Raw genomic sequence first — 19,152 nt, 5'->3', positions numbered from 1 at the left:
AAACGGCAGGAATGATAAAATAACTATTTATTCATTGAAAACAAGATGGCACCCTTCCATAGTCAGTGCAAAATTCAGATCAGAAAGATCAACCGTATTGATACCTAAATAATATTGAGTATAGGTTGTTCCTGCTGCTCCTTGCATAACAGCCTGCACATCGGCAGTACCGTTACCGCAGTTGGTTACATAAACCGTAACTTTCGCACCGTTCATTTCGGCAAGCCAAGCAGCCCAATCAGACTGACCGCCGCTGGTTTGAAGGTTTACATTATCTTCATATCCTGCACCCCAACCATAATTATCGGCGCGGACTACCGCATATTCTGTAAGATCTGCTTTGCGAAGAACCACAGAATAGTTATTCCAATTGTTTACCCCGTTGGTATAATTGGTAAATGAGATAAATTTTGTTTCTCCCGCAGGTACATTAAAATCATCAGAGAACACAGTCCACCATGCAGTGCTGTTATCTTCAGCCCCTACCATGTTGGTACTGTTGTGTACTTCCGAATCAACCGACTCTGAAACGTTGACGCTTACCGTTGCGGTTACTCCCTCAGCGGCAGTAATGGTAACAGTGTGGTCGCCTACCGTTGCAGGAATGGTAGAGAAAGTAAGTTTTGAGTTATCCATAACCCTTTCTGTACCCGTCACGCTGGTTGCAGTAACCTCCATACCCGTCGGGTCGAAAGCCAATGTACGTCCAGTCATACCTTCGGTAGCAGGCGAAGTATAATAGTAGTAATTCTTGCGTGAAGGCTGTGCCGTAACCTCAATGGAAGCAATCTTTTCTACCACACTAAAGGTTGCGCTTGCCATAATAGGCTGTTCGCAGTTCTCGCCCTTAAAGGTCTTGTTATAGATGGCTACAAGTGTCTTTTCGCCTTCGGTATCCATGTCGGGGATTGAAGAGAAGCTCAGTTCTTCAGCCGTAACGGTCTTTGTTACCCCCTCCTCGAACGTGACAACGGCTGTAACATCCGCCATAGCCGAATCAAGAGGCACACCTAAATCCACCTCATCGGGTACTCCCTGCAACGTCATGGATAATGGGTTCTTATCCTCGGCAGAGGTCAATCCGCCGATAGGTTCGATGTTGGTCTGTTGGAAATTGATGTACGAACCTTCGGGTGCCAAGAAGCAACGGATGTTGGTATTGCTTTCATCGGCATTCAGATTAACCAAAGGACTTGGCTGATTGTAAGTTTTGGTAACCGTTCCGTTGGTTATTGTGACTCTGAACGATTCGGGGTCGGACCTGTCGACGGTAAGCGTTACCTTTCCTCCTAATTGTGAGATCCCCTCATCGGTATCAGTCTCGAAAGTAAGTGTACTCTGAACATAAGAGCGGTCGATATAATCTCCCCACTCAGAGTTACCTGAAGGTTGGTTATCGTAACGTATTGCTCCATATTCCAAATATCCTTCGCCTTCACGTTCATTATCATTGCAAATGATTAATGCAAAATTCTTATAAGTATTAGATGCAGCCGGGTTAATGCTAAGATTAAACACCGCATTCCACTTCTTCCCTTCGGGAATCACGTAATACTTCGAAAAAACAGTCCACCATCCGGAAGAATAATCCGTATTTCCAATGGTGTACACATCTTCCATCATACCTTCCAACACTTCATCGTCTCCTTTCTGCGCATTGGCAATGGAGTCTACCTTTTCAGAAAGCCAGTCGGGTGCATTTATGTTAGAGAAATGTTCGTCTTCGCAACCGGTCAATGCCAACATTCCCAAAGCAATGGAACAGCAAACGGATGCTATTTTCTTGAAATGTCTCATAGTCTTAAATGTAAAATGATTGATTTTAAATCGTCCGCTCTCCTGAGCAAAACTGCCAGGAGAGGGAGACTGTTTCTTTTTTAGTTTTAGTAATGATTAATCGTCCAAATCTACAACCGGACGTACCGTCCAACCGTTGTCACGGAAGTAAGAAGAATTGTCCGTACCATAGTTAGCCGAGTTACCTTGCAGATTCGGGTTATTGTTTGTCAGCTGCTGCTGGATAGGCAGGAACTCATGTCCAGCCACATAAGTATCGAATCCACTTTTCAGTTCCGAGTCAGAGTCGATGTCGCTGTAGCTGACAGGAAGCAGCACTTTACTTTTATCGGCAGTGATACGAACTACAGAGTGTTCTTTCATCTGTTGCAGACGATCGGCATCGTAGAAGAATCCCCAACGGATAAGGTCGAAGCCACGGCCAAACTCACAACCGAATTCTTTCGGACGTTCCACATTGGCAATCTGCTCGAAGAGCTTGTCGGCATTTCCGGCAAAGTCAGAAAGTTGCAAGTCGGGCAGGTCAGCACGGTTACGCACTTCGTTAATCCAGTCAATGGCACGTTGAGTCGGTCCGTTCACTTCATTTTCACATTCTGCCGCACGAAGCAATACATCCGAATAACGCATCAAACGAACATTGATACCATCGTGCAAACCGGTAACCACCGTGCTATACAGACCGGTACGGAGATTGGTATATTTAGCGATAGGAATACCACCGTAGTTGTTGTTGGTCCGAATGGTATCGGAAGCCGTAAGAGTCTCCGTGTAAGCAACGTTTCCGTATTCGAAACCTTCCCAGTCGGCTTCATAAGTACCCAATGTCCAATAGAGACGCGGGTCGAGAGTACCGCTTGTCGTACGTTCGCTCTTAAAGAGATCATATAACCAGTTAGTAGCAGAAAGGTCGGCCCATCCGCCAAAATCGCCCGGAGCAAAATTACTTTCGATAGCCGATCCTTGCGTAGCATTGGGGCTGGTATTCACCGGTGTCCATTCATCATCGGTACCTTGTGAAGCATAATCCAAGAACTGTACTTCAAACAAGCTTTCATCGTTGTTCTCGTATGCTGTACCTTCACGGAAGTTATCACCATAGTTGTCCATCAAGCGGTAGGTGCCATAGCGTCCGCTAATGATGTCTTCCAACACCGTAAGCGCTTCGCTAAACTTATGGCGCACCATCAGTGTACGTGCATAAAAGCCTGCCGCAGAACCACAGGTAGCACGACCGCCAGCCCATTCGCTACCTTCATCACGCGAAGGCAATAACTCCATTGCCTGCTGGAAATCGGCTTCCACTTGGTCAAGCACTTCATCATACGTACTGTTAGCGCCATAAAGTCCATCCAGTGAAGAATAGGTTTCATAACTCGTAATCAGAGGCGGATTCTGATAATAGCCTGCCAAATTGTAATAAGCCAGTCCACGGATAAAGAGCGCCTGCCCTTTGATGCGTCTCATATTTTCCGAAAGCTGGGAATCATCGTCACCGGTGCGCGATAGAATAAAGTTACATACATTGATGGTATAATACCATTCACGCCACGGCCACCATGCGATATCACCCGTAACCAATACGGTAAAGTCATCAAATTCCAAGTACCATACTTGCGAAGAGTTCCACACCTCATCGCCACGGCATACATCAATGGTATAGCCTACACGGGCATACGACCCTTCCATACGAATATGGTTATAGGCAGCAATCACACACTCCTCCAAATCATCGACTGTATTGCCAAAAGTAGCTGTGGTTTGCTGGTTAGGATTCACCACATCCAAATTGTCCATGCAAGAAGTCAGTGCTCCGACTCCGAACAGAAAAGCAAGTGAATATTTTAGTAGTTTCATACAATAATTTTTTTAACAGTTAGAATTAGAATGAGAAATGAAGACCACACATAAAGGTACGTGCCGTCGGGAACGAACAGAAGTTATAGCCCGGAGTAAAGGTGCCTCCTGCATAGTCTACGTTATATCCATGATAACCGGTAAACGTGTAGAGGTTTTGTGCAGATACGTAGAAGCGGACATCCGATACATATTTGCCGAACCATTTGTCGGGGAAGTTGTAGCCCAACTCAACATTGGCAATCTTCCAATAAGCCGCATTCTGAATCTTACGTTGGCTGAACAAGTCGTTCCATGCGTATGTCGCGCTGTTTGTAATGTAAGTACGCGGTACGTTAGAGATATAAGTGCTTCCGTCTTCGCTCCAGCGGTTGGCATCCAATATTGCTACATCCTTGTTGGAATAGCCATAACAAGAGTTCAATGAATTGTAGATATCATCGGTTACATGATAGTTCAAAGCACCAAAGGTAGCAATGCTCAAGTCGAATCCTTTGTATTCGAAACGGGCATTCAAACCGAAGTTGATTTTAGGCAGACCGCTGCCCAATACCGTCTGGTCATTTTCGTCAATCACACCGTCACCGTTTATATCTTTGTAGAGGCAGTCGCCTACGTTAGCACCTTGCTGCGTAGCATGGTTATCCAAGTCTTCCTGCGTGCGTGCGATTCCTTCGTATACCCAGCCGTAGAACTTACCGATTTCCTGACCTACTTCTGTGATATAAGCACCGGTGATATATGCTTCATCCGTAAAACCTAACGAGGTTACTTTGTTTTTCAGCGTACTGAGGTTAGCCGATACTTCATATTTGAACGCATGGTCGCGGTTACGATAGGTAGCAGCAAACTCGAAACCGGAGTTGTCCATCGAAGCGGCATTCATCGTAACGGTCGTGTTTGATACACCTGCCTGTTCGGGGACAGGGACATCATACAGCAAGTCGTTGTTTGTATTCTTATACCATTCAGCCGTAAATTCCAAGCGGTTATCCAAGAAAGCAAGGTCAACACCTACGTTATAAGTCTTCTTCTTTTCCCAAGACAGGTTGTTATCAACAAACGTTGAAACGGCAGAACCGGTCACGGCAGAATTGTTGAAACTGTACGTCATGTTATTACGTGACATTACGGCTTGATATACATACTCACCAATGTTCTCATTACCTAATTCACCGTAGCTGGCACGAACCTTGAACATGTTTACCACGCTGGGGTTGAAGGGGAAGAAACTTTCTTTATCGAAGCGCCAACCGATAGAAACTGAAGGGAATGTTCCCCAACGGATGTCTTTCGACAAACGTGAGCTGGCATCCCGACGAACTGTTGCCGAGAATAAGTAGCGGTCGTCATAGTTATAATTGATACGGCCGATATAAGAGAAAATGGCATGTTTGTAGTCGTAGCTGGAAGAATAAGTATTCGCACCGTTTTGGAGTTGCAGGAAATACGGCTCGGTGTAGTTAAGTCCCCATCCGTTCAGCAATTCGGTATGTTCTTCTTCGTAAGTCTGACCGACTACTACATTGATATGATGCTTGTCGATGGTGCCATCATACGTAAGGATGTTTTCAATCAACGCATCCGAATAGTCGCGTGAAGCCTTTTCCAAGCGTTCGTTGCTCTTCGCCAGATAGACACGGTTACTCTGTATCCATGCGGGAATCCACGTAAAATCTTTGCAATGGGTCTTGCTATACGAAAGGTTAAGACGGTAATTCAGCTTGTGGTTCTTGTTTTCGATGCCTAACATCTTGAGCAGGTCTACATCGGCAGAACCTGTACCCACGAAGCGGTCTACACGTGTGTTACGCTGCAACAGGTTGTTGACCAACAGCGGGTTGGAAGCCGAAATATCGCCATGAATATTATCATAATAAACGCCATAGCCGTATGCATCGTAATTATAATCGCTTGCGGCTCCCACCACGTCATCGAGCACCCATGTAGAAGAGTCGTAAGCCTTGATGGTAGGCTGCATCAACAAGGTAGAACGCAATACGTTGCTCACATCGCCATACAATCCCTGTACGTATTCGTTCGCATTAGACAATGCCATGTTATCTTGGTCGGAGTGCGAATAAACTACGCTGGTCTGGAACTTTATGAATTTGGTTTCCATGGTATTGTTGACACGTGCAGTGAAACGTTCGAAATTAGGTCCTGCTCCTTCCAACGTTCCTTTCTGGCTGAAGTAGTCCAACGCTACATTATAAGTGTTTTTGGAACCGCCACCCGAAAGGTTTACGTTGTGGTTCTGGCGGATACCCGTCTTAAACACTTCTTTAAACCAATCTGTGTCGGTATTATCCATAAAATGGTAAGCACCTGTTGCACTGTCGAGGCTGTATCCTCCCGGCAGCGGTGTATTCGAGTTGGATGCTGCCTGACCCAAATACTGGCTGTACTGGTCGGCGTTCATCACGTCGTAAACTCCCGAAGGAATATAATCCACACCGAAGTATCCGTTATAGTCTACTTTCAGCGGTTGGTCTTTCTGACCGCGTTTGGTGGTGATGATAATCACACCGTTGGCAGCACGTGAACCGTAGATGGCTGCTGCCGAGGCATCTTTCAACACCTGAATGGTTTCAATATCATTAGAAGAGAAGTCGCGGATGGAAGTTCCCATCGGAACACCGTCGATGACATAAAGCGGAGAGGTATCACCAAACGACCCGATACCACGGATACGTACAGTAGGGTCGGCACCGGGCTGACCGTCGGAGGTAATCTGCACACCGGCTACCTTACCTTCAAGCATACTGGAAATGTTAGAATGGGATACCTGTTTCAAGGCTTCGGCATCCACTACTGCCACAGAACCGGTCAAGTCGGCCTTTTTCTGCGTACCGTAACCCACTACCACCACCTGTTCAAGCATTAGGTTATCGGGGTCGAGCTGGATAGGTTCAAGGATGGCACGGTTACGAATGGCAACTTCACGGTCTTTGTAACCGACATAACTTATCACAAGGACGGCCTTACCGGACACTTCCAGTTGGAAATTACCGTCTAAATCGGTTGTCGTTCCGCCTTGTTCATCCTTAATTCTGATAGTAGCACCCATCAATGGTTCGCCAAGTTCATCGATAACCTTACCGCTGACCTTGATGGTTGGTGACTGTGCCACGGCAGCCATGGCAGGTGTAACATACACCGCCGTACCGCCAAAGGCACACAAGCCAAGCATTGCGGAAAAAATAAATTGCTTTCTCATTTTTCAAAGGTATTAAATTAAATTATCAATAAATTAAAGTCGCTATTAATCTTCATGATATCCGGCTTAGGTTCAGCCTTGTTTTCTGATGCAACACTATCTGCCCGCTCTTGCCGCTTTAAAGCCTGCTGAAACGATGTCGTATGCAAACTCTTTCGGGCAAAAACGCTTTCGCCGACATACATCAGTAGTGTAAAATGAGGGAAATCGAATCCTACAAATGCTGCTGATGGTACCAAGAACCATTCCTTTGTTGTTTTTCATAGTCAAGAATTTGTGAATGAGCAATAAACTGTAATAAACTGTTTTTAATAGCGCCTCAAAGTTAGGTAAATAGAACGGGAAGGGAGGTGGACAAATGGACTTTATTGGTGGATAAACTACCCAAAACAAGACCTGTCAAGACGATAAAAAAAAGTTTCCGATGTTCAAAAATCTCCCGCCGGGATATGTATCAATACTCTGATTTTAAGCACATTTAAGATATAAAAACGCAAAAAAGAAAAAGAGGACAAACGGATAATAGATAACTCTACGACATATAAAAGCGGTAACCTCACAGGATAAAGTTTATACTCTCATAAACTCGCCCTTCATTGGGTGAAAAGAAAAGGCCGGATGTGCCTGCATATAAAAAATCGGCAAGTTGATTAGAGCATATTACATCTTTAGGAATTCCTAAAAGATGAAATCTGTTCCAATCAACTTGCCCGACTGTATGATAAAGAACCTCTTTTAACCGTCTTGCCTTACAAAAGCACAAGCGGAAAATCCCTGCCGGAATACCCCCCAAAACGCTACGGGTAGTGTTACCCAATCCATGCGGTAGCGTTCACTAACTCTACCCATAGAACCGCCCGGTTCTACCGTTAGAATTTTCCAAGCTCCCGGCTAAAAGGTAAAAGCCTTAAAACAAGCTCCTTACAAATTCAGATAAAAAAATAAAAGGAATAACGGTTTATACGTTAAACCGGAAGTGCATGATGTCACCATCCTGCACCACATAATCTTTACCCTCTACATTCAGTTTTCCGGCTTCGCGCACAGCAGCCTCGCTGCCATATTTGATGTAGTCTTCGTATTTGATGACTTCGGCACGGATGAAACCTTTCTCAAAATCGGTATGAATAACACCGGCACATTGCGGAGCTTTCCAACCTTTGTGATACGTCCATGCACGCACTTCCATTTCGCCTGCCGTAAGGAAAGTTTCCAGATTCAGCAACTTATATGCCGATTTGATAAGACGGTTAACACCCGATTCTTCCAGTCCCACTTCCTGCAAAAACATCTGGCGGTCTTCATACGTTTCCAGTTCAGCTATATCAGCTTCGGTTTTTGCAGCCACAATCAATATTTCTGCATTCTCATCTTTCACAGCCTCACGCACCTGCTCTACGTATTGATTACCTGTAACGGCACTTGCCTCATCTACATTGCATACGTACATCACCGGTTTCGAAGTAAGAAGGAAAAGTTCATGGGCGATTTTCTGTTCGTCTTTTGTTTCAAACTGCACGGTACGAGCCGATTTGCCTTGCTCCAATGCCTCTTTGTACCGTACCAACACCTCATAAGTCTGTTTTGCCAACTTGTCGCCTCCCGTCTGTGCCTGCTTTTGCACTTTCTGAATGCGGCTTTCAATGGTTTCCAAATCTTTAAGTTGAAGTTCCGTGTCGATAATCTCTTTGTCGCGCACAGGGTCCACCGTCCCGTCGACATGAGTTACATTATCATCATCAAAACAACGGAGAACGTGGATAATCGCATCCGTTTCGCGAATATTCGCCAAAAATTTGTTACCCAATCCTTCTCCTTTGCTTGCCCCTTTCACCAGTCCGGCGATGTCTACAATTTCCACCGTTGTAGGCACGATGCGTCCCGGATGAACCAGTTCCGCCAATTTATTCAACCGCTCATCAGGCACGGTAATCACGCCCACGTTCGGTTCGATAGTACAGAAAGGGAAATTGGCAGCCTGTGCCTTTGCATTTGATAAGCAATTAAAAAGCGTCGATTTGCCTACGTTCGGCAAGCCGACAATACCGCATTGTAAAGCCATAATTATATTATTCTATCTTGTTTATTATCTTTTTATTTGGAATTGCAAAGATACGGATTTTTTATGGCGTTTTCATAGGATGGCGAATACAAATTGCATATAAAAAGCGAGCCACGAACCCGACAGATGATTCACCGGAATCAGTCGGGTTGTGGCTCGCTTAATAAAAATCAGTGTGTATCTCTTTTACCTATCTCCGAGTTATTTATCGAACTGAATCTGAATCGGTTCGGTGGACAAATGTACACAGTAGGGTGACAATTCACCTTAGAAGCTATTCTGAGGCCGATATGGATTTTCCTACAAACCGTGGGCGAGCGAAAGGAATACGCTTTTCAGTGCTTGCCGAGCCTCGGGAAAGAAGGGAACGGTGCTGTTGGTCAAATGTTAAAAAGTCTTCATAAGTCGGGGTATTTCCTGTTCCGTCTTCCATGATTCGGTTGTAGATGGCTCTGCGCGACGGAGCATTAAATCCATTCGTATTTTCGTTCATCATGCTGTTTTCCGTGGGGCGGTATGCTCCTTTTATATAGGTACATGATCCTTCGTAAATACCCAACCCTTCGGAGGTATAGCGGTCGTCGGAGAGGAATTCTGACCAAAGTACGGCAGACCTGTCAGTAGTGAAGTCAACATTCTGTGCCCATCCTAAGGATTGGAGGTAACGGACATCGGCTATCTCTGAGGCAGGTATCGCACCATTTTCTTCGTAGGCGTATTCGTCTTCCAACTTAGCGAACCCATGACCTACAGCCTCATGCACAAGCACTTGCCTGAATGATTCGCTATTCAGATTGTCGATTACCGGACAGTAGGCTATGGCGAAATCAATCACGCTTTGAGTCAGGGTGTTCGTGTAGCCGAAATAGGTAGTGCCTGCATACTCATGGGTATTCAGTATAACCACTGCCAGAGCCTTGTCAGCATTGATGTTATATGCTTGCGCTACGCGGTTGACGTAACGTCTTACCGCATTTTCATCTCCACTGATACCTGTCGTGCCGTTTCCTTCCAGCTCACAGTCGAATGCCGTATCATATCCGTTACCGAAAAGATTGTTGGCCGAGACTGCTGTTATCGAATATACATCGAAATAGTCTCGTAACGAGCTTATCGGCTCTTCGGTAAACAAATTCTCGCAGGCTTGCTGCATTACTTGCAGGTAAGTACCGTCGGTTATCTCGGTATCTATAAATCCGTCGCCCATGATGACGATAGGAATACCGTTTCCTACCGTAGCCTCTTGCAGGACGTTTATAACCCCATCTTCCGAATCGTCTTCCGACTCGATTCCCGATGTACCCTCCTGTATGATGGTTACAGTATCTAAAACCGTCTGTTCACCGTTTTCCTCCTTTGCAAAAATCACAGAGGCGCTGCGGCTCTGATGATCGGGATTTGCTTCCACGTTTAATATGAGCTGGTAGTCAGTAAGCGAGCGCGACGGAAGATTATCTTGATTCACCCACCTTTCAGTACTCCAAATTGTCAAATTGTCCAGACTGATGGCAGTCGAGAAAGTAATATCAAGCGTACCGCCTTCCGCACCCACCTGATACCGGGTCTGCTCCAGTTGGATATCGTTCACAGATTCCTGTCTTACGGTTATTTCTTGGCGCACGCCTCCCGACATCAGCGTCAGCGTAGCCGTGCGTGCATTGTCTGAATCGTTTTCTGTCAGTGCGGTAATAAGTATCGCGTTGCTGCCGGCCTGTCCCTCGTCAGGTGAGATTTCCAACCAGTCTGCCGATACACTTGCCATCCAGCCGAGATTGCTCGTAAAGCTCACGATGGCTCTTGCACCCTCTTCGGAAGTCAACACCACATCCTCCGTGATGTCAATGGAAAAGCCACCACTTTCTTCTTCCGAACAAGACGAAACAAGAATCACACTCAATATCCACAAACTGAAAAGAAAAAGCCGCTTCATAATTTTAGTAGTTAACGCTTTCAAATGTACAAAAATATTTTAATAAACGGTTATCTTTTCGACAATTAGCGAGAAAATCCCGAAAAACGCATAAATTTGTTCTACCAACAAAGAGACGACGCAAAAGAAAAACGATACAATGGAAACAGAAAAACAAAAAGCAAAAGCAGGCAAACTTTACGATGCCAACTATGATACCGAATTAGTGGCAGAGCGCAATCATTGCAAGGAGGTTTGTTACGACTACAATCGGTTACGCCCCTCACAAAAAGCAGAGCGCGAACAAATCATCCGTCAGCTGTTTGGCAGTACGGGAAAAGATTTTTGTGTAGAACAGCCTTTTTACTGCGACTACGGTTATAATATTCACATCGGAGAAAATTTCTATTCAAACGTCAACTGTGTCATGCTTGACGGTGCATCCATCACCTTCGGCGACAATGTTTTCGTTGCACCGAACTGTGGTTTCTATACCGCCGGGCATCCTTTCGATGTGAAACAACGTAATGCGGGATTGGAATATGCTTACCCCATCAAAATAGGCAACAACGTATGGATAGGCGCAGGCGTAAGCGTTCTGCCGGGCGTTACCATCGGGGATAACAGTGTAATAGCCGCCGGAAGCGTAGTAACCAAAGACATTCCTGCCGGCGTGCTTGCAGCCGGTTGTCCGTGTCATGTCATCCGGGATATAAGCGATAATGACCGCTGAAAAATTCATGCGGAAGCACGTGCCAACGCATCCGCTTGTTTGCTTCAACGCAAGCGGATGCGTTGTGTAACTCTACGGCTTAAATTTTTGAGTCGGGCAAGACTATTCCCACACCTTTAAAATATCTGTTTCTCCCCAATACCAATGAGTATATCCGGCTATCAGATTTTTATAGCGGTATAAAGGTGTGTTGACTTTTATTCCACGTACATTATAGAGCTGTGAGACAGCAGGTAAGGCATCGGAGTTTAAGAGAGAGGAATAATGACATTCATGACCGCGTAAAACCACTCCGTTATATTCAGCGGTCCGATAGCCTAAGTGAAGACGAGCGTTCTCCAGTGTGCAAGTCAATGGAAGAATATTTGCCATTTCGTAAGTAGTGCCCCGCTGCGTGGTTATCGAACGAGAGAAGAGCGTCATTCCCCCACCTTCGGCCCATACTTTTCCACCGGATTCTACGTAGTCGCGCAGCTGCTCCATCATTGCCTTGCGGCGGTGAAGTTGGCGGGCAAACAGTTCGGGATAGCCTCCGGGAAGATAAACGATGTCGGCTTTCGGAAGGTCTTTACTGTACAGCGGACTGAAAAAGGTGAGTTTTCCTACCTCCTGCAAACGGTCTAAATTCTCATGATAGATGAAATTAAAAGCAGCATCGCGTGCTACGGCGATTTGCAGACGAGGCACGGTGCGACGTGCACAATCTGCCGGCATGTCTTGCACGTAAGGCAAGCGGTAAGAACAAGGAAAAGGACGGATGCAAAGGTTCAGCAATTTGTCTATATCGATATGTTTCTCCACCCAGACGGCGGCACGTTCGGCAAGTTCGTCCATCTCTTGTTTTGCCGCCTGCGTCAGTGCCGTGTATTTCGAGGGCATACGCAATGACTCGTCGGCAGGCAGATATCCCAGACTTTCCAGTCCGGCATCGGCACAAGCCTCTTTCAGGAACGAATAGTGGGAAGCCGAAGCAACCTGACTGAAGATTACACCTATAATCCGTGTGGAAGAATGAAAATGCTTGAAACCATATAACATCGGAGCCACCGAATAGGCGAGCGAACGGGCATTGACCACCAACACTACCGGAAGGTTCAACAGCTTGGCTATCTCTGCACTGCTGCCTTGCGTCCGCCGATAGCCGTCGAAAAGCCCCATCATCCCCTCCGCGATGCAAGCGTCTGCATTCTCGGCATATTGATTATAGATTTGCTGCACATGTTGTTTTGATGCCAGCCACGTATCAAGATTAACAGACTCGCGTCCGGAAGCAGCCGCATGATACTGCGGGTCGATGTAATCGGGACCACATTTAAAGGGTTGCACCTGCAATCCCCTATGCTTCAGCGCGCGCAGCAACCCTGCGGTCAGCACGGTTTTCCCACTCGCTGAATTTATAGCTCCGATAAGTAATTGTGGCTTCATCTGTCTTTCTTGTTTAATGCAGACGCAAAGTTACACATTCTTTCCGTATTATAATAAATCAATCTCCACCATTCCTCCGTAAGGCGAAAGCGCATCAAAAGCCCGGCTGATGTCAATTACTCCGGCATAAGCCTGCGCACAGATAAGCACGCCGCCGTGGGCAAAAATCAAAACCCTCCGGTAATCAGCCTGCTTCAGTTCGTCGAGAAACGAAGCCACACGTCCGTACAAATCCATAAACGATTCGCCTCCCGTAGCCGGTACGTGGAGGAAGTCTTCATACCATTCTTCGATACGCGCATCCTTGATTTCGCTGAACTTTTGCATTTCCCATTTACCGAAATCTATTTCCTTCAAACGGCGGTCGCGCTTGGCATCGGTATATCCGCAGTATGAAGCCAGACGCAGACAGCGCGACAAGGGGCTGGTATATACTTTATCGAACTTCATTCCTTCGATACGATTGAAAACGGCATCGGCTTCTTCCTCGAAACTATCGCGAAGAGGAACATCGGTCTGTCCGTAACACGTTCCCGCAGGAACATCTACCGAAGTATGGCGAATCAAATATACTTTCATACGCAATCATTTATTTAATGTGAATAATAAGTGACAAAAACAGTTCCAGTCCAAAACCCCAGCTCACACAACAGGAACAACGCCCCACAACAATCGCCGGTATATCCGTTGATACGGCGTTTGAACAAATACACTAACTCCGCAAATATCAGCACAGGAAGCACACACGCCCAAACATAGAAGGAGGGAAGAAACACCACAAAAGGTATCAGCGGTATCAGTCCGCCCGCAGCTGTGAACAATATCCCCAAGCTCCGCATGGGGGTATAAACCACTTTCGCTTTACTGTCTTCTTCCCTGCGGGCATACGGCAACAGCTTGATTACAAAACTGCAAACAAACTTGGCAAACGCATCGCCACAAAAGAGTACAACGGGAGTCAGCGACAAAGGGAGCGAACAAAGCAACGCATACCCCAACAGGTAATAAACAATCAGCCCCAACACGCCATAGCTTCCGATATGGGAGTCTTTCATGATGCGTAACGTACTCTCACGGTCTTTCCCTCCGCCGAAACCGTCGAAAAAGTCGGCAAGTCCGTCTTCATGAAGTCCGCCCGTGAGCAGCAATCGCGACGCAAGCGCAAACATCACCGCCACATCTGCCGGAAAAACCAGTGCAGACAGCCAGAACACCAGCGCCATTGTACCCCCCGTAAGCCATCCTGTCAGGCTCCAATACTCTACCACATGCTTAAAACATTCCGCCGGAACCGTCTTTATCTTCCAGAACGGAAGGCGGGTGAAAAACATCAAGGCAGCAAGCAGGTTATTCATGAGACTAAAAATATTTGGTGACCGATGCGTTTGAGAATGTTTCCATTTCGTTTATCATCCGTATCGCAGAGTCTACTATCGGGTAAGCACATACGGCTCCGCTCCCTTCGCCCAACCGGAGGTTAAGGCTCAGCAACGGACGGGCATGAAGATATTCTAACAGGAGCTTGTGTCCGCTTTCCTCACCTTGATGCCCGTATATGGCATAATCGGTCACCTCAGGACAGAACTGCGAAGCCGCCAGTAGGCAGTTCGTCATAATGAATCCGTCGACAAGGATGACCATGCGCAATTCGGCAGCACGGAGCATACCTCCCACCGCCATCACCATTTCGTAACCTCCGAATCGGCATATTATTTCTTCGGGCGTATGCGTACCGGGAAAATTGTCGAGCGCTTGTTGAAGAATACGGTATTTGTGGGCTACTCCTTCGTCGGATAACCCGCTGCCCGCACCCACACATTGCTGCAAGGGAATCCCCGTCAGGCAAGTCATCCAGAGCGACGAAGCCGATGTATTTCCTATCCCCATCTCGCCGAAGCTCACTACATTGCCTCCCTGCACGTGTACGCGCTCTACGCACTGTGCACCCACGGTGATGCAACGCTCCATTTCTTGGGAAGTCATGGCTGCTTCGTGGAGGAAATTTCGGGTTCCCTTACGTATCTTCATGTCGAGCAGTCCGTTCATGGGCGGAAAATCATAATCCACGCCTGCGTCTACCACCAGCAAATCGAAGTCATGCTGGCGGCATAGAAAGTTGATGCCTGCCCCACCCCGCAGGATGTTATAAAGCTGTTGCCACGTAATGGACTTAGGCGATTTGCTGACCCCCTCCTCAGTAATGCCATGATCGGCAGCAAACAAAATGTTACAAGGATGTTTCAGAATGGGGAAAGGTGTCTGCTGGATAAGACTGACCTGTAATGCCAATTCCTCCAAACGCCCCAGTGAACCTTTGGGCTTGGTAAGATTGTCAATCTTATCGGTTACCATTTTTTCTAACCGCTCGTTGGCGATACGCTGTATGGAAAACTGTTTCATCTTTATTTGATTTTAACGGGAATACCGCTTACCATTAAAATAACCTCATCGGCTTTCGAAGCGATGTATTGGTTTGTCCAGCCTTGCAGGTCGGTAAACTGGCGTTGCAGCCGGTTGGGCGAAACGCCTCCCTGTCCTATTTCGTTCGTTACAAAAATAAAAGTAGCATCTTGAGCCGTAAAACGGTCGAACTCCGCCTTTATCTCCTCAAGGGCGAGGCGTACATCGTTCTGCTCCATGAAAAAGTTGGTACACCACAACGTGACGCAATCAATCACAGCCACCCTTCCGCTGATGTCGTGACGGCTCAACAGCTTCTCTTCCTCAATGTTGGTCCATTCCGCTCCCCGGTTTTGCCGGTGATGCTCCACCCGGCGGCGGAATTCCTCGTCCCAAACACGTGCCGTGGCAATATACACAGGCGAACCGGTAAGGCGATGTGCCAGCTTTTCGGCGTAGCCGCTTTTCCCGGAACGTTGTCCGCCGGTTACTAAAATAATCTTTTTCATTCGGAATGATTTATTTTTCGTCGCACAAAAATACGAAATTTTACGTATATCCTCCGGCGTATGCCCAAATTTAAACCGGCTCTAAACGAACTCTGATTTTATGTATAAAATGCCCCTGAAAATTCTACCCGTAGCGCAGGCAAGTCCTATGGGTAGCGTCGGGTTACGCTACCGCTTGCGTCGGGCAACGCTAACGGTAGCGTTTTTCAGGGATAAATATGTTAAATACCCATCATACGCATCGTTATTCCGATTTATATATCTATCTTTGCAGCCGATATAAAAGTGGAAAGATTTGAGTAGCTTGCAACCACGGAAAAAAATGCTAAAACACATAAAATTTGATTCCTTGTTGATTCCTTCCTACTCTGTCCGTACACGGATATATACAATCTATATAAACATTTAATTTTTTTAAGGTAACTATGGGATACTTATTCACATCCGAATCAGTGTCGGAAGGACACCCCGATAAAGTGGCGGACCAAATATCCGACGCTGTACTTGACAAACTGTTGGCTTACGACCCCAACTCGAAAGTAGCCTGCGAAACACTGGTGACAACCGGACAAGTGGTACTGGCAGGAGAGGTAAAAACAAAAGCGTACATCGACCTTCAGCGTGTGGCACGCGAAGTTATCAATAAAATCGGTTATACCAAAAGCGAATATATGTTCGAAGGAAATTCATGTGGTGTTTTCTCTGCCATCCATGAACAAAGCCCCGACATCAACCGCGGTGTAGAGCGTGAAGACCCTATGAATCAGGGCGCCGGCGATCAAGGTATGATGTTCGGATATGCTACGAACGAAACAGAAAACTACATGCCGCTGTCGCTCGACTTGGCACATAAGCTGCTGATGGTATTGGCTGAAATCCGCCGCGAAGGAAAGTTCATGACGTATCTGCGCCCCGACTCAAAGAGTCAGGTAACCATCGAATACGATGACAACCGCCGCCCGGTGCGCATCGACACGATTGTGGTTTCTACGCAACACGATGATTTCATCCGCCCTGCCGACGATTCTCAAGAAGCTCAGCTTAAAGCAGACGAAGAGATGCTGGCACAAATCCGTAAAGATGTCATCGAAATCCTGATGCCGCGCGTCATTGCCGAAATTCATAACCCCGAAGTTCTGAAACTGTTTAACGACGGAATCAAGTACTTTGTGAATCCCACCGGAAAATTCGTAATCGGAGGGCCGCACGGCGACACCGGACTGACAGGACGCAAAATCATCGTCGACACTTACGGAGGAGCAGGCGCCCACGGTGGAGGAGCTTTCTCTGGCAAAGACCCCAGCAAGGTAGACCGCAGTGCGGCTTATGCAGCCCGCCACATCGCCAAGAACTTGGTGGCAGCGGGTGTTGCCGATGAAGTGTTGGTACAGGTTTCTTACGCCATCGGCGTGGCTCGCCCGATAAACATCTATGTGAATACATACGGCAGAAGCCATCTGGCAATGAGCGACGGCGAAATCGCCAAAAAGGTAGACGAAATCTTCGACATGCGTCCGCGTGCCATCGAAGAACGCCTGAAGCTGCGTAACCCGATTTATAGCGAAACGGCTGCTTACGGACACATGGGACGTGAACCGAAAACGGTGGTAAAACACTTCGAATCGGCTTACGAAGGCAATAAAGACGTAGAAGTAGAACTCTTTACGTGGGAGAAACTGGATTACGTAGATAAAGTAAAAGCTGCTTTCGGACTCTGACAAGGGGCTTTTTGCTGTAACATTAGGCACGAATTACGCAGGCATTGTGTGGTTCGTGCCTAAACAGCATTAATAAGGCGATTAAAAAAACAAATTTATTCTTCTCGTATTTTGATAATCTATGAATAATGTAATAAAAGACGTATGCGTGTATTGTGCATCCAGCACGAAAATTCCTTCTGTTTATTTCGATGCCGCCGAACGTTTGGGGCAACTCTTAGCCGAACAGGGCATCAATCTGATTAACGGGGCCGGGCGTCAGGGACTGATGGGCCGCATAAGCGACGCCACACTTGCCTGCGGAGGAACCGTAACAGGGGTCATCCCCCACTTCATGGTGGAGCAAGGATGGCATCACCACGGGCTGACACGGCTCATCGAAACAGAAACCATGCACGAGCGCAAACAACTGATGGCCGAACTCTCAGACGGCGTGATCGCACTCCCCGGCGGATGCGGAACAATGGAAGAACTGCTGGAAATCATCACTTGGAAACAGCTGGGACTTTACCTGAATCCCATCATCATACTGAATACCGACGGATTTTATGACCCTCTGCTCACCCTGCTGAAACAGGCTATCGGACAAAATTTCATGCGCCGCGAACACGAAAACATCTGGCAGGTAGCCTCAACTCCCGAAGAAGCCGTCGATTTATTATACGTAACTCCTGTTTGGAACAAAGAAATTCGTAAATTTGCAGCCGTATGAACGATGTTTGCCGGGCAGGATTTAAACTGATAGAGGAACTGCAAGCGCAACAACAAGAACGACTGGACAGTGCGCTCGTAAGACACATGCAGGAAGTACAGCTTTCGGGCATGGAGGGAGAGTTATTGCCCTACCGCCTGAATAACGATTGGACAGTAACCTGCCTGATGTTCCTTTGCTTCTTCTTTCTGTATTACTCAATAAACCGCCGGCAAAAGTACCTGCACCAGCGCATAAAGACTTTTTTCTCGAATAAAAAGCGTTCCAATCTGTTCGATGACGTTGCAACCGAATCGACCCCATTATTCGTATTGATTCTGACAGGCGTTACATGCGTTTTAAGCGGCGTATGCCTGTTCGATTATTTTTTAGACGACATTCCTCTATTGACAGAATACGTATCTCCGCATCTGCTTCTCGGATTTTACATCCTCTCGTCTGTCTTGCTTGTTCTTTACAAATGGGGGACATATACATTTACGAACCGGATTTTTTTTGACAAAGAGCGAACCACAGCTTGGACGGAAGCCTATTTCGATGTAATAATCGTCACCGGATTCCTACTTTTCCCCACAGTTTTGCTCATTGTCTTTTTCAATCTGTCGGGCTCTCCATCACGTCTTTTAATCCTTATAACGCTACTTCTTATTAAAATATTGTTATTTTATAAATGTATTAGGAACTTTTTTAATCATTTTCATGGCATTTTACATTTAATTCTGTACTTTTGCACCCTCGAAATGGTTCCCGATTTACTTTTGTGGAAAGGGATAGTTTATATGAACAAGGTATTGATTTTAAAATTTTAGT

14 protein-coding genes are annotated in these 19,152 nt (G+C 46.5%); 4 read left to right on the top strand and 10 right to left on the bottom strand.

Features of this window, described 5'->3' with window-relative positions:
- Positions 1–27: 27 nt before the first annotated feature.
- The 5 genes from H9626_RS12545 to H9626_RS12525 form a co-directional block, all read right to left on the bottom strand.
- The gene (locus H9626_RS12545) at positions 28–1,797 is read right to left on the bottom strand and encodes a hypothetical protein (RefSeq protein WP_191710699.1); all 1,770 of its coding nucleotides are present in this window, start codon (positions 1,795–1,797) and stop codon (positions 28–30) included.
- 96 nt (positions 1,798–1,893) lie between these two features.
- Positions 1,894–3,654, bottom strand: coding sequence for a RagB/SusD family nutrient uptake outer membrane protein (locus tag H9626_RS12540; RefSeq protein ID WP_191710698.1), 1,761 nt, complete (start codon positions 3,652–3,654; stop codon positions 1,894–1,896).
- Positions 3,655–3,679: 25 nt separating this feature from the next.
- On the bottom strand, positions 3,680–6,874 hold the full coding sequence (locus tag H9626_RS12535; protein ID WP_191710697.1) for a SusC/RagA family TonB-linked outer membrane protein: 3,195 nt from the start codon (positions 6,872–6,874) through the stop codon (positions 3,680–3,682).
- A 958-nt stretch (positions 6,875–7,832) separates the two neighbouring features.
- On the bottom strand, positions 7,833–8,936 hold the full coding sequence (gene ychF / locus H9626_RS12530) for a redox-regulated ATPase YchF (RefSeq protein WP_178257069.1): 1,104 nt from the start codon (positions 8,934–8,936) through the stop codon (positions 7,833–7,835).
- Positions 8,937–9,210: 274 nt separating this feature from the next.
- Positions 9,211–10,866 (bottom strand): M64 family metallopeptidase, encoded by a 1,656-nt coding sequence (locus tag H9626_RS12525; RefSeq protein WP_191710696.1) that lies wholly within the window; start codon positions 10,864–10,866, stop codon positions 9,211–9,213.
- Between the two features lie 139 nt (positions 10,867–11,005).
- On the opposite strand from H9626_RS12525, the gene H9626_RS12520 reads away from it, so the two are divergent.
- A complete protein-coding gene (locus tag H9626_RS12520; protein WP_178257071.1) occupies positions 11,006–11,578 on the top strand; it encodes a sugar O-acetyltransferase in 573 nt (190 codons plus the stop codon).
- A 102-nt stretch (positions 11,579–11,680) separates the two neighbouring features.
- On the opposite strand, the gene H9626_RS12515 is transcribed toward H9626_RS12520, so the two are convergent.
- The 5 genes from H9626_RS12515 to cobU are packed head-to-tail and all read right to left on the bottom strand — an operon-like array spanning position 11,681 to position 15,912.
- A complete protein-coding gene (locus H9626_RS12515; protein WP_191710695.1) occupies positions 11,681–13,003 on the bottom strand; it encodes a cobyrinic acid a,c-diamide synthase CobB in 1,323 nt (440 codons plus the stop codon).
- A 48-nt stretch (positions 13,004–13,051) separates the two neighbouring features.
- Positions 13,052–13,582: an alpha-ribazole phosphatase gene (gene cobC, locus H9626_RS12510; RefSeq protein ID WP_191710694.1), complete on the bottom strand. Its 531-nt coding sequence runs from the start codon at positions 13,580–13,582 to the stop codon at positions 13,052–13,054.
- A 14-nt stretch (positions 13,583–13,596) separates the two neighbouring features.
- On the bottom strand, positions 13,597–14,358 hold the full coding sequence (locus tag H9626_RS12505) for an adenosylcobinamide-GDP ribazoletransferase (protein ID WP_191710693.1): 762 nt from the start codon (positions 14,356–14,358) through the stop codon (positions 13,597–13,599).
- A 4-nt stretch (positions 14,359–14,362) separates the two neighbouring features.
- Complete coding sequence (gene cobT, locus H9626_RS12500; protein WP_178257075.1) at positions 14,363–15,403, bottom strand: nicotinate-nucleotide--dimethylbenzimidazole phosphoribosyltransferase; 1,041 nt, start codon at positions 15,401–15,403, stop codon at positions 14,363–14,365.
- 2 nt (positions 15,404–15,405) lie between these two features.
- Complete coding sequence (cobU, locus tag H9626_RS12495; protein ID WP_178257076.1) at positions 15,406–15,912, bottom strand: bifunctional adenosylcobinamide kinase/adenosylcobinamide-phosphate guanylyltransferase; 507 nt, start codon at positions 15,910–15,912, stop codon at positions 15,406–15,408.
- Positions 15,913–16,337: 425 nt separating this feature from the next.
- Between cobU and metK the strand changes: the two genes are divergently transcribed.
- The 3 genes from metK (at position 16,338) to H9626_RS12480 (ending at position 19,151) form a co-directional block, all read left to right on the top strand.
- Entirely contained in the window at positions 16,338–17,630 is a 1,293-nt protein-coding gene (gene metK, locus H9626_RS12490; RefSeq protein WP_191710692.1) for a methionine adenosyltransferase, read from the top strand.
- A 121-nt stretch (positions 17,631–17,751) separates the two neighbouring features.
- Positions 17,752–18,342 carry an LOG family protein gene (locus H9626_RS12485; RefSeq protein ID WP_191710691.1) on the top strand — a complete coding sequence of 197 codons (591 nt, stop codon included), beginning with the start codon at positions 17,752–17,754 and terminating at the stop codon, positions 18,340–18,342.
- The gene (locus H9626_RS12480; protein WP_178257079.1) at positions 18,339–19,151 is read left to right on the top strand and encodes a DUF4271 domain-containing protein; all 813 of its coding nucleotides are present in this window, start codon (positions 18,339–18,341) and stop codon (positions 19,149–19,151) included. Before H9626_RS12485 ends, H9626_RS12480 begins: the two co-directional genes overlap by 4 nt.
- Position 19,152 lies beyond the last annotated feature (1 nt).

The organism is Phocaeicola faecium, from assembly GCF_014837055.1.
GTDB classification, from domain to species: domain Bacteria; phylum Bacteroidota; class Bacteroidia; order Bacteroidales; family Bacteroidaceae; genus Phocaeicola; species Phocaeicola gallinarum.
Note: the sequence above shows the minus strand (reverse complement) of the source record. Positions and strands in the feature narration are given on the sequence as shown.